Below are 11,560 nucleotides of genomic sequence, written 5' to 3' on the forward strand. Positions count from 1 at the left end.
ATTCGTCGAAGGCCACTTCCATTTCGACACCCGCCTGTCGAACGAGCCGCTCAGTCTCCTGACCCTCGAAAAGAGTGTGACGAACCAGTCGCCGCAAACCGCCATCCACTTGCTCCTGAGCCATCGGCAGGTAGGCCTCACTCCATCGTCGTCGAACAGGAGCCCAGATTCTCTGGCTCGATTCCAAAAAACCTGGCCAGTGGCGCCGAGTCCAGGAACTCTGGCAGCATGATTTCCGATCGGATCTGAACAAAGCCTTGATCCGGCGTGGGTGACCAGCTTGCGTTCGTGCAAGGCCGAACGAACGCGCTCGAAGATCGACCACAGCAGCGCGCGCTGCGCCTCCGGCAGGCGGGTCCTCCTGCCCAGCCGGGCCACATCGCGGTATTCCCCCCAGGTCGACAATTGCCAGGCATCGACCACCTGCTCCCATTCCGTCCGCAGGAAGTGCAGGCTGAAGCGCTGGCCGGCCACGGTGCGGGCAGCCTCGCTCACCACTTCGCGGACCATTTCGCGGCTGGCAATGGTCGCCGGCCCGATGTGCGCCCTGTAGAGACGAAGACCGATGCTGTTGAGCGAATGAACGTCGATACGTTCCGCAAGGCGTGGTTCGTGATCCAGCAGCCGCCTCAGCTTGCTATGCAGGGCGCTGGCCAGCGCGTCGGAGAAGGTCGTCAGCAGCACCCGGGCATCGGGATGCGCGCGCGCGAGAAACGCCGCCCGATGCAGGGCCACGATCGTCTTGCCCGTTCCCGCCGAGCCGGAAACGCGCGCCGGCCCGGCGTAGTCGCGCTCGACCCACTGCCGCTGTTCGGGGTGCAGAAAGACCGTCCACTTTTCCCACGGGTAATCGAGAGCACGCTGCAGTTCCTCGATGTTGCTCATGACGCGGAAGCGGCGCTGCGCGTCCGGATGGTCGAAGGGGTTGGTGGTTACCGGCGGTGCTGTCGGCACCCGCGGTTTGCCGCCCGTCGCCAGTTCCAGCAGGGCCTCGGTCGCCTCGGCCGGCAGGTGGTCGGACAAGGCCAGCAGCGTGTCCTCGGTCGCGTGCCTGACGTCGTTCAGCCACTCGGCGGGCACGCCGTAGGCCAGCAACTCCTCGTTGCTGCGACCGGCGAACAGCGGCTTCAGCAGCGGGGCGGGCAGCGGTGCGAGCGGCAGTTCCGCCTGCACATACACGGGAACGAACACCTCCCGCACCGTCTCGCGGATTTCGACCCACTGCGCGGCGCCGGTCCTTGGGTGGGTTTCCAGCCTGCGCCGTTCCGCCCAGTCATAGGCCCTGTCGTGGTGGTCGACGTAGCAGAGCAGGAAGCTCGTATCGCTCTTGTGCACGATCAGGCGAATGTCGCTGCTGACACGCACCGACCAGAAATTCCGGTCCCTCGCCCGGTCCAGCCTGTGCAGGCTCATGCCGGGGTTGGCCGGGTTGAGCTGCAGGTCGAAGGCCGTGGTCTTGACCGCTCGCTGCTCGTCGCCGCTCAGGCGCGCCAGGCTATCGGTGAAGGTGTCGGCGATGCGGAATTCCATCGGTTGTCCCGTGCAGGGATTACAGCCCGGCCGTCAGGTCGACGAGGCTCTGCGGCAGGACGTCACGCTCCTGCAATGCCGCCCTGACGTTCTCGCCAATGTCGGGTGCGATGGCCACATACTCGCTCGTCCACCCTTTGAACTTCGCATGCGCATCGAGGAAGCGCCCGGCACTACGCTTCAGCGCATCGGCAGCGCCAGGCAGCCGGTCGGGATTGCGCTTGCAGGTGCCGAAGCGAATTCGCTTTTCGTCTTCATTTACCGCTACCAGGTCGATCTCGACATCGGCGCGATCCCAGTAGCCGCGAATCCGCTCGCTGAGCGCGAAGTCGCCAATTCCCAGACGGCTGCGCTCGGCGTAGAGTTGGCCCGCCAGATCTTCCAGGGCATACCCTTCGACATCGGCCAAACGTCCATCTGCCTGGTCGATCAGCACCTCGACCGGCCTGAAGGCGACCGCCGACACAGGCCGCTGCAAGGCAGACAGCCAGGCACGCAGGAAATTGTCACGGATGTAATAGCGGCCGCTGCGGGCCCGCGCCGGAGAGAAGATCGGCAAGCGTCGTTCGATCATGCGGTAGCGTTCGGACAGGATTTTCAGATAGCCGCCCACCTGGCGTACCTCGCCGGGGCCGGAAAGCTCGACCATGGTGGCTTCGATATCGGCGTTGGTGCAGCCCGGATGTCGGGCCAGGTATTGCAGCACCATGTCGTACCGCCCGCGCAGCTCGCGCAGAAACCAGTTGTCGGCTTCGTTACGCAAGGGCGACGAGCTGGAAAAGAACAGGCTGCGCAGCAAGGACCGGCGCTCCGCATTCAGCACACCCTGCTCGTAGGCATCGCGGTAAAACTTCGGCACCCCCTCGAACAGATTCCAGAGAAACAGCAGCCGTGCCGGATCGTCGTCGGCATGGACGCGCAGAATCTCCAGCACTGAGGCGATGTCGAGATGTCCCAGTTCGATCGTATCCGTGGTGCGGTTGAACAACGGGGCATCCCGGTCCTCAAGCACCGCCGTCATTTCCGCATGCAGCGAGCCGAGGACGATCAGGCCGCCGACGACCTCCGCTGCACGCGCAGCGAGACGATCGACTTCGGCCTGCAGCAGCGAGCAGAAGTCAGCCAGTTGTTTGCGATGGAAATACTGAAACTCGTCGAGGGCGACGACGTAACCAGCGCTTGCCAGCCGGCCGATCAGTTGTGCCAGCTCGCCCAGGCTGGCTACCCGCGCATCGATGCCGAAGGTTTCCAGATAGCCGTTGCAGGCGGCCACGACGCCGGCGGGGTCGGAATCCGGGATCTGTATGTAGAGGGTCTTGTCGATCCCGGCGTCGCGCAGTGCCTCCTGGATCAGCGCGGTCTTGCCGATGCGCCGCCGCCCTGAAATCTGCAGGAAAAACCACCGCCGCCGCTCCAGAATGCGCTGCATCTGTTGCAGCTCGGAGCGACGGCCGTAAAACGACCAGGGAGCGATGTCAGTCATGTCAATCGGGTTGTTCCGGCTAATATAAAAGTTTTTACCTTAACTGACAAATGGCGGCAAGCTGTTGGTTAACCATGGCTAATCGATGTTCCGGACAAGCCGCCGAGCACGTGCCATGATGCTAGACCCTGAACACCTTCATCACTTCATCCCCCAGGTGGTTGATCACCTTCACCGCGATCCGCCCTGACTTCGGCTTCTCGAACGGACGCGACGTGTCGCTGTTCAGGCTGGCCCAGGCTTCGGCGTCGATCTCTGCCTTCAGCGTGGTTTTCAGGGCGCTGTAGGGGTCGTTGGCGCCGAGAAAATAGGCGTGGCGGACGAAAAAGCTTTCCTGATTGTAGTCGGTGTCGATGAACCAGCAGGCGATGCCGTCGGTGCTGTCGCTGATCACTTCGCCGGTTTGCGGCTTGAAGACATCGACGCCGTTCACCTTGATGCACAGCTTGCCGTCGTCCTGCGGCAGCAGGCTGATGTCCGGCTCGCCGAAGATGACGAAGAGATTGCCCTTGCCGGTGTTCTTGAGATCCGCGGCCATGTGCAGGTCAGCGTTCATGCGCGCCTTGAGCACCGGGATGCGTCCGAGTTTGCTGAACTCGGTGGCGTGCGCCTCGTAGTTGAAGGCGCAGGCGATCAGCGCATCGAAACCGGCTTCGCCGCACTCGCGGGCGGCTTCGACCAGGTCGCTGCGCTGCACGGTGCCGAACTCGGGGCCGATGAAGATGCCGGCACGCTTCTCGCGCATTTCACCTTCCTGGCCTTCGAAATAGCGTCCTTCGGCGCAGATCGCTCCCTCGCCCGGCCACGGGGTCAGCGCGGTGAAGCTGATCCGGTCTTCCCGGTGCGCCTGCTGCACACCGGCCGTCCTGAGGTTTTCGAGAATCAACTGCGGGAACGACTGCCGGGCGCTGTACTCGGCGCGGTCTTCCTGGAAACCGTCGATCAGCTCGTCATCCTCGTCGACGCCGAGCATGCGGTGCGGCGAGAGGCTTTCGACGGTGAAGGGACCGGCGACGCGGACACACCTCGTGTTCTGGTAGGGCTTGTCGTAGAGGGTTTCGAAATCGGCCCTGGCGGCGATCGAGGCGTCGATTTCCTTCTGCCGGGCGATGCGCGCCTGCCACCAGTCGGCGTGCAGCATCTTCGCGGTGTCGGGCCAGCCGGGGTCGGCGTCGCGCGCGATCTCCCATTCCTGCCAAGTCTTGTTGAGGGCGGCATTCAGCGACTCGCGGAGGGGTTCGAGCTTCGCCTGCCACTGCTCCCAGATGACGTCGATCTCGGCGTTGTTGGCGATCGACTTGAGCGTGATGTGCGGCACGCGCTCATAGACGAAGCCGTGGCGGAGGTTGCCCTGCACCGGCTGCGTGCTCGGCGCGCTGCGGGTGACTTCGGCTTCCTTGAGCTGGCCCTCGCGGGAATCGGCGAGCAGGTAGAACGGATAGCGGGCGCCCATGATGCGGGCGCGGGCCAGCGCGAGTGCAACGCGCGAGGTGTCGATCGTGATCCAGCGGCGGCCCCATTGCTCGGCGACATAGGCGGTGGTGCCGGAACCACAGGTCGGGTCGAGTACGAGGTCGCCGGGGTCGGTGGCCATCAGGAGGCAGCGTTGAATGACCGGAGTATCCGTCTGCACGACATACCATCTTTGCGAAGATTTTCCCGACGTATCCAACCAAGCGTTTGTCATTCGCTTAAATGGGCTATCGGCATGGAATTTTCGCATCCAAGGAGGACCCCCGCGTGTCTCCATGCGGTCTGCTTTCACAAGTCTCTCCATGCCTTCACTGGTTGTTTTCCAGTGCGCATTCACACCAGCCGAGTAACTCTTCGCGTGAAACACGAAAGGCCTGTCCGTCGCGGCGGGGCCAGCCGAATTCGTCTTTGAAAGCGCATAAACCTCACCTTTCGGGATCGTCTTGGGATCGTCGCGCTCCGATGGGTCAAGAGGTCGATAGTCGACTGGGCTGAACTTTAGGCCCCATGAACCGCCTCGCGTTTCCGATACCCAGTCCTCGACGAACTTGTCCAACAACAGCGGACGGAACTTGGTGTTCTTTCGCTCTTTCGCGTACCACAGCACATAGAAGAAGTTGTCGTCCAACAGCCCGCTTGGAGTCGCAGTCTTCATTACACTGATTTGCGAGACGCTGTTGTCTTCCCCGAACACCTCATCCATCACCGCCCGCACCCGATGGACATTCTCATCCCCGATTTGCACGAAGATCGACCCCGATTCGGTCAGCAGATCCCGCGCCACGGTCAGCCGATCCCGCAGGTAGGTCAGGTAGCTGTGAATCCCGTCCCGCCAGGTATCGCGAAACGCCTTGACCTGCTCCGGCTCGCGCGTGATGTGGCTCGCATTGCCGTCCTTGACGTCGCGGCTGGTGGTGCTCCACTGGAAGTTGCTGTTGAACTTGATGCCGTAAGGCGGATCGAGGTAGATGCACTGCACCTTGCCGCGCAGCCCCTCGCGCTCGGCGAGGCTGGCCATGACCTGCAGCGAATCGCCCAGGATCATGCGGTTGGTCCAGTTCTGGTCGTGCTGGTAGAAGTCGGTCTTGTCGGCGCCCTTGGGGATGCCGTTGAAATCGGCGAAGAGGTCGGCGGTGATCTGGCCGGCCTCGTGCTTGCGCTCCTTGGTGCTGCGCAGCAGGTCGTCGATCAGCACCTTGGGATGCACCTTTTCCTGGATGTACAGCGGTGGCGCGGAGACGACGAGGTCGCTCCAGTCCTGCTCGTCCTTGCCGCGCCAGACGAGCTGCGGGTCGAGGTCGCGATTTCTGGCCGACTTCTCCTCGCCCAGCTTGTCAGCGTCGGGGCGCGGGTAGCGGATCTGCTTCGGCTGCTGCTGCTCGGTCGGCAGCACCGACTGGTATTCCGCGGTCGGGATGTTCTTGCGCCGGGCCTCGTCGTGGGTCAGCGTTTCGACGGTCTTGGTATTGCCGGGTCTGGCCATGGTCATGCCCTACTATGCTCTCGATGATGCCGTTGAATTTCTTATCCTTCGCTGGGCAGGAATGTGAATTCAGCGGCGTGCCAGCTCTTCGCGAATCACCCGCCGTAGATCGGCTTCGAGGTGGCCGGTCTCGATTACCCGGCGCAGGGTGTCGTTGATGATCGTCTGGTAGCCGCGCTTGCCGGCCAGCGCCTTGAAGTGTTCAACGATCGGCGCGTCGAGCATGATGTTGATGCGCAGCTTGCCCACGCGAGCCCGTACGGCCGCTTGCCATTCGGCGTGGCTGGCATCCTTTCCAGCGATTCGCGGGCGAGCACGCTCGAAGTCCGTCTGCGTGAGCTTTGGCGCGTCGTCAGAAGTATCCGGCGCTTCGGTAGAAAAGGTCTGTTTCATCGCTGTCCGCCCTGCGTATGGAAATGATGCGGATTGCCTCGTCAGATTCGACATGCATGATCAGCACTACCAGGCAATCCAGAAGGCCGATGCCGATCATGCGCTGCTCGCCATAGTCCGCTCGCTGATCATCGATCAGCAACAACGGTCCGGCAAAGACTTTTTCCGCATCGGAGAAATCCAGGCCGTGCTTTTTCAGGTTGGCCTGCCGTTTGGTTTCGTCCCATGTGTAGCGCATGGACCATGACTATACATACTGAAGTGTGTATGTCAAGCATTACGCTCGCGACTCCGGACTTCACACCACGTTGCCAGCGAGGTATTTGCCAGCGAAGTGTACAGCGACCAGCAGTTTTACCTTGCCGATCCCGGGAAAGCGTGGGTCCCGGCCTGGGAAGCCCGTGAATGGGCCGCGGCTGAAACGAGCGGCGTGGCACCCGGTCGCCTTGCGTGCTGGCGAGAAGGGCGAAGTACGCGCGATGTTGGCTCATAGCCGCGTGTGGATCATTCTGGCGAACTCGCTCTCGACCCTGGCCTTGAAATCGCACTCGATCTGGTAAACCTCGCAAAACTCGGCGAACGCCCAGCGGCCATAGCTACCGAGATGGTTCACGCCGGGCACCCAGTAGGTGTCCATCGTCGATTTCTTCTCCTTGGCGTCCTCGCGCCGGTACCCCTTGATCTCGACCACCAGGTGCAAGAGGTCATCGGGACCGTGGCCATCATCGACCAGCACGATGAAATCGGGCCGGTACTTGCGCGTCTCGGAGCCGTAGCGGTAGGGGACTTCGAGGCCGAGGTTGTGATTCTTCACATAGGCGCGAACCCTGGGGTGCGACTCGGCCACGCGGCAGAATTCGCCCTCCCAGTCGCTGTCGAGGATCACCCAGTTGATGTGGCAAGATTGCGAACTCGTCTGCCAGCGGTCGGTCTTCGAGGTATTGAAGCGGACGTGCCTGGTCGAGCCGATCGGATTGTAGGGATCAAGCAGCGCCTTGATCGGGCGCTCGCCGAGGAACTGCCGGGTGATCGCCGCCGTGATCCGGTTGCAGGCCATGTCGGCGAGTTCCTGGTACATCAGCAGCGCGGGGTAGGTGTCGCCCTTGCAGACCAGGCAGGTGTCCAGCCATTGTCTGGTGATGCGCTTGAGCTGGCCGAAGAGGTAGAGCCTGGGCTCCTCGCCGGGATCGCGCCATTTGGTGTACAGCAGTCGCTGGGTTACCTGGAAAACGAGCGTCGACGGTCGCATGTCGCCGAGGTGCTGCAGGCTCATGTCCACGCCTTCGCCGATGATGCCGGAATTGCGGGTCCTCGACGGGCCGACCAGGTCGGGGCTGAGTTCCAGGATCGAGTCGTCGTTGAAGGCGGCGGTCAGCCGTTCCTCCGGCAACTCGACGCGATAGCCCTCGACCCGGGGAAAGCGGATTTCGAGGGCGTCGCGCTCGGGGCGAACGGCCTTGACCTGCACCGTCTCGCGCGGCGGCTGCGGTGGTGCAATGACCGGCTTGGCCGTGAAGTCGAAGGGAATGCCGAACACGTCGGCGTACTCGACGTTGAACAGCCCTTCCTCGTTCAATTCGTAGGACTGGCGGCGCAGCGCCCGGCCGATGACCTGCTCGCAGAGCAACTGGGTACCGAAGGCGCGGATGCCGAGCACATGGGTGACGGTATTGGCGTCCCAGCCCTCGGTGAGCATCGAGACCGAGACGACGCAGCGGATGGCGCCGCCAAGCTGCTCTGGCTTGCCGACGGTGTTCATGACTTCGCGCAGCAACTCCTGGTCGCTGATGTGGTCGCCGGAACGGGCATCGCCGGAGCGCTCGACGATCTCGCGGCGAAAACGCTCGATCTCGTCGGCCGCCATGCCGCGGAAGTGGTCGTCGAGTGCGTCGCCGGCTTCGAGTTGCTCGCTGTCGATCAGCAGCGTGTTCGGGCGTGGCAGCGGGTTGCCGGTGGTTTCGTCGAAATTGCGGAACAACGGCAGGCGCCCGTTCTCCAGCGTCGTCGTGCCGTCGTCATTCCTGCGCTGGAAGCCGGAGACGAAGTCGTAGACCAGCTTGGAGATGGCGGTGTTCTGGCAAACGACGATGAAACAGGGCGGCACCCTGATGCCCTTCTCTTCCCACAGCCTGAACGTCTGCTCGTAGTGGCCATACAGCGCCTGCAGTGCCGTCTGCAAGCGGGTCGGGAGTCTGAGAGGGTCGAGCTCCTCGCCCTGGCCGCGGCGTTTTTTCGGCATGTCCTTGCTGATGTTCTCCCAGAGCTTGCGGAACATCGGCATTTCGTCACCGGGAATGTTCTCGGCCACCGGTACGCGCGGCAGCTTGACAATGCCGCATTCGATGGCGTCCATCAGCGAGAAGTCGCTCATCGTCCACGGGAACAGCGTCCCCTCGGCATAACCGGAGCCACGCAGGAAGAAGGGCGTCGCCGACAGGTCGATGACGCGGGTCGTGCCGAGTTTGCGGTTGACGGCTTCGAGGCCGGAGATCCAGAGGCAGGCCGCTTCGTTGTTTTTCTCGGCCTCTTTCCTGTCGTCACCTTTGAGATCCTCATCATCGGCGTCCTTCGGTTTCTCCCGGTAGCAGTGGTGCGCCTCGTCGTTGATGACGAGGATGTTTTTCATGCCCATCAGGTCGGGCATCACCCGCTGCAGCATCTGGCCTTCGCTTTCGAGCGTCCTGAGTTCCTCGCCGGTGCGGCCCTGCAGGAGCTGCCGCCCACCCCTGGATATCTCGATGCGCTCGCGCATCTTGAAGGCGTGGTAGTTGGTGATGACGATCTTGGCCCGACTCATGTCGTCGAGCAGGTCGCCCGGCAGCAGCTCGCGGTCCTTGTAGTAGCTGTCGGGGTCGTTCGGCTGCAGGACGCGCAGACGGTCCTTGATCGTCAGGCCGGGCGCGCAGATCAGGAAGCCGCGCGTGAAGTTCCTGCTGCTTGGCCGGCGCGCCGCATTGATCGTCTGCCAGGCGATGAGCATGGCCATGACCGTAGTCTTGCCGGCGCCAGTGGCCAGTTTCAGGGCGAGGCGCAGCAACTCGGGATTGGCGTCTCTGTTCGCCGCCGCAAGATGGTCGAGAATCCGTTTGCCGTGTCTGGACTGCGGCGCGACCTCGGTGAGCCAGATCGCGGTTTCCACGGCTTCGACCTGACAGAAGAACGGTCGGACACCGCTGAACCGGTGATGACGCCAATACTGCAGCAGGCGGGCGGTCTCCGGCGTCACCTGCCACTGATTGGGATTGGGCAGGGATCGCCACGAATCCACGTACCCGCGGACTTCGTTGATGATCGAGGTGGGGTCGTACTGCTGCTCCTGTGTTGACAGCCCCTTGCCGTCATCGAAGACAAAGGTCTGCTGCTTGGCGGCAGTCTTGCGCTTCTTGGGCTTCGGGATCGGGGTGATGAACTGCGCCCGGCGGCGAGCTTCGAGGACCTTCTCCGTCGGTTGTCCGTCCTCGTTCAGTTCCCAGTGCTTCGCCGGGCAGTCGTAGGGAGAATTGAGAATCGGGTGGTCGAAGAAGGGGTTGGACATGGTCGCTATTGGTTGTTTTGTTCTTCTTGCCACCGGCGGGCAGTGGTGTTCTGTTCCCTGATCACGGCTTGGCACTGTTCGGAGAGCCCCGACAGCCGCCGCCCTCCCTATCGTTGAATCCCTCGGTCACACGAGTTGCCAATGATCGTTCCCCCCGTTCCCGTCGACGACATCGTTGTCGGCAGGCAACTGGCCACGATCGGGAGAACTGGCCCGCGTCGGGACGAGAATTCCTGCAGGAAAAGCCACAAAAACCGCGCTCTGCAAATGTACCGTAATACCCGGCATACTCCAACGAAATAATAGGCAAGACTGTGGAATCTCCGTGTTTCTCGCTATCGCTCGAACAGTCGATTGAGGCGGAGGATCTCGTTATGACTCAAGCAATGGGGCGAGTTGGTCGGAAAGCGCCTTTCTGCCGTCCATGAGAGGGGTTTGGCCCCTAAATTTTGCCGATTTCGATGCGCTCGGTGGGGAAGCAGAAGGCATCGTTGGCCAAAATGAGAAGGCTCATAAGCGGTTCCAGATAAGTCCCCCGCTTTATGCCTGTATACTTGCCACCCCCACCTTCCGGAAGCCTCGCGATGTCCCGCACAGCCAAGACCCTAGCCCTCACTGAGGAAGAACGCCGCCAGTTGACGCAGATCGACGAGCGCGGCAGCGACTGGCGCGAACGCCGGCGAGCGCGGACCGTACTCCTCCTCGACAAGGGGCTGTCGATCAGCGCCGTAGTGACCGCGCAGAAAATTCATAAAGAGACCGTGGCCTGCCACCGGGATGCTTGGCTGGCACGAGGGGTCACCGGGCTGCGCGACCTGCCGCGCAGCGGCGCACCTCGCAAGCTATCGGAAACGCATAAGCAGGTGCTCTGCGCTTGGGCGACGGCTGAGGCCTGTACGGCACCTCAGTTGAGGAACCGGCTGTTAGAGGAGCATGGCGTACAGGTGTCGGTGTGGCTGGTGCAAAGCGCGTTGACAGAGAAAGGCTACGTCTGGAAAAGGACCCGTCATAGTCTAAAAAAAACGGGACGAAATGAAATTCCGGGAAGCCCAGGCAGAAATAGAGCAATTGGTTGAAAAATCAAGGACTGGCGAAACCAATTTGGCATATGTGGACGAGGCCGGCTTTGCACAGGCGCAACCCAACCGGACGGCGTGGACCGAAAAGGGAGAGGTTCACCTCATTACGGCCGAGCGCGGAAAGCGCTTGAATGTGCTCGGTGCGTTGATCTCGAACGGGACGTTGTTCACCGCCAAGTTCTGGGAGACCACGACCGCGGCTGCTTTTGGTGGCTTCCTCGGTCTCCTTCTGGAATGCAGCGGAAAGCCTCTGACGGTCATCCTGGACAATGCTTCGATCCACAAGGCAAAGGAAATCCAGCCTCTGCTGGCTTTACTGAAGGGCAAGGGCCTGACGCTTTACTTCCTGCCGCCTTACAGCCCGGAGTTGAACCGCATCGAGAAGCTCTGGCACAAGATGAAGTACGAGTGGATGGCGTTCAAAGCCAGGAGCGCCGCTCTCCTGGAGGCCGACGTCACAGAAATTCTGGACGGCTTCGGATCTAAATATCGGATGACTTTTTGCTGAGCGCTTATTGGGTTGTGAGGGCATTATACTGTTCGCATTTTACCTGCTGCCATGTACTCCATTCATGAACATGATA

7 protein-coding genes and 1 pseudogene are annotated in these 11,560 nt (G+C 62.0%); 2 read left to right on the plus strand and 6 right to left on the minus strand.

Annotated features, from left to right (window positions below):
- Positions 1–264 precede the first annotated feature (264 nt).
- From V5B59_RS25315 to V5B59_RS25340, 6 genes and pseudogenes are all read right to left on the minus strand, one after another.
- Positions 265–1,530: pseudogene (locus tag V5B59_RS25315) on the minus strand (UvrD-helicase domain-containing protein); the annotation flags it as partial.
- Between the two features lie 19 nt (positions 1,531–1,549).
- Entirely contained in the window at positions 1,550–2,959 is a 1,410-nt protein-coding gene (locus V5B59_RS25320; RefSeq protein WP_169071681.1) for an ATP-binding protein, read from the minus strand.
- A 175-nt stretch (positions 2,960–3,134) separates the two neighbouring features.
- Positions 3,135–5,969, minus strand: a complete 2,835-nt coding sequence (locus V5B59_RS25325; RefSeq protein ID WP_169071682.1) for a site-specific DNA-methyltransferase — start codon at positions 5,967–5,969, stop codon at positions 3,135–3,137.
- A 69-nt stretch (positions 5,970–6,038) separates the two neighbouring features.
- On the minus strand, positions 6,039–6,362 hold the full coding sequence (locus V5B59_RS25330) for a BrnA antitoxin family protein (protein WP_169071677.1): 324 nt from the start codon (positions 6,360–6,362) through the stop codon (positions 6,039–6,041).
- Positions 6,322–6,600, minus strand: coding sequence for a BrnT family toxin (locus V5B59_RS25335; RefSeq protein ID WP_169071678.1), 279 nt, complete (start codon positions 6,598–6,600; stop codon positions 6,322–6,324). The genes V5B59_RS25330 and V5B59_RS25335 overlap by 41 nt, the downstream gene beginning before the upstream one ends.
- Positions 6,601–6,849: 249 nt before the next feature.
- The gene (locus V5B59_RS25340; protein WP_332352505.1) at positions 6,850–9,897 is read right to left on the minus strand and encodes a BPTD_3080 family restriction endonuclease; all 3,048 of its coding nucleotides are present in this window, start codon (positions 9,895–9,897) and stop codon (positions 6,850–6,852) included.
- 584 nt (positions 9,898–10,481) lie between these two features.
- On the opposite strand from V5B59_RS25340, the gene V5B59_RS25345 reads away from it, so the two are divergent.
- Together V5B59_RS25345 and V5B59_RS25350 are read left to right on the plus strand one after the other, a co-directional pair.
- Positions 10,482–10,973, plus strand: a complete 492-nt coding sequence (locus V5B59_RS25345) for a helix-turn-helix domain-containing protein (protein WP_332352506.1) — start codon at positions 10,482–10,484, stop codon at positions 10,971–10,973.
- Positions 10,930–11,484, plus strand: a complete 555-nt coding sequence (locus tag V5B59_RS25350; RefSeq protein WP_248594647.1) for an IS630 family transposase — start codon at positions 10,930–10,932, stop codon at positions 11,482–11,484. The genes V5B59_RS25345 and V5B59_RS25350 overlap by 44 nt, the downstream gene beginning before the upstream one ends.
- Positions 11,485–11,560: the final 76 nt, after the last annotated feature.

It is taken from the genome of Candidatus Accumulibacter contiguus, assembly GCF_036625285.1.
Classification (GTDB): Bacteria; Pseudomonadota; Gammaproteobacteria; order Burkholderiales; family Rhodocyclaceae; genus Accumulibacter; species Accumulibacter contiguus.

What these genes read in the sequence shown, in the direction of transcription:
- V5B59_RS25320 (WP_169071681.1), bottom strand. Translation starts at nt 2,959, where the DNA reads ATGCAGCGCATTCTGGAGCGGCGGCGGTGGTTTTTCCTGCAGATTTCA.
- V5B59_RS25325 (WP_169071682.1), bottom strand. Translation starts at nt 5,969, where the DNA reads ATGGCCAGACCCGGCAATACCAAGACCGTCGAAACGCTGACCCACGAC.
- V5B59_RS25330 (WP_169071677.1), bottom strand. Translation starts at nt 6,362, where the DNA reads ATGAAACAGACCTTTTCTACCGAAGCGCCGGATACTTCTGACGACGCG.
- V5B59_RS25335 (WP_169071678.1), bottom strand. Translation starts at nt 6,600, where the DNA reads ATGCGCTACACATGGGACGAAACCAAACGGCAGGCCAACCTGAAAAAG.
- V5B59_RS25340 (WP_332352505.1), bottom strand. Translation starts at nt 9,897, where the DNA reads ATGTCCAACCCCTTCTTCGACCACCCGATTCTCAATTCTCCCTACGAC.
- V5B59_RS25345 (WP_332352506.1), top strand. Translation starts at nt 10,482, where the DNA reads ATGTCCCGCACAGCCAAGACCCTAGCCCTCACTGAGGAAGAACGCCGC.
- V5B59_RS25350 (WP_248594647.1), top strand. Translation starts at nt 10,930, where the DNA reads ATGAAATTCCGGGAAGCCCAGGCAGAAATAGAGCAATTGGTTGAAAAA.